We start from the raw sequence: 301 nt of genomic DNA, 5'->3' as shown, positions 1-301 counted from the left end.
TAATTTTGTCTACACCCTAAAGGGGAACAGGGAACTGCTGCTGTCGATCATGAACGCCTCGGTATTGCCGCTGGAGAGATTCTTCGTGCCAGCGGCTGATCCGGCGCAAGGTTTTGAGCATTTCGCTCGCGCATTGAATGACACGCTGACGTCCAACACCATCGAGACTTCTGCGCCATCTTGTTGAAGGATGGCGAAATCGGCGCGTCGGAATGTCCGGTGGTGGTGCGTTGGCGTGTGGCGCGGAGAAACCTGCGAGCCCAGATCACGCTGCTCTTGATTGCTATGGGGGAAGTTTCGA

1 protein-coding gene is annotated in these 301 nt (G+C 55.8%); it reads left to right on the top strand.

Going from position 1 to position 301, the window contains the following annotated elements; translation table 11 throughout:
- The coding region (locus GHN86_RS23520) for a hypothetical protein (RefSeq protein ID WP_194286573.1) at nucleotides 1-187 on the top strand (187 nt) is incomplete at its 5' end.
- Nucleotides 188-301: the final 114 nt, after the last annotated feature.

The organism is Pseudomonas helleri, assembly GCF_009600315.1.
GTDB classification, from domain to species: domain Bacteria; phylum Pseudomonadota; class Gammaproteobacteria; order Pseudomonadales; family Pseudomonadaceae; genus Aquipseudomonas; species Aquipseudomonas helleri_A.
Note: the sequence above shows the minus strand (reverse complement) of the source record. Positions and strands in the feature narration are given on the sequence as shown.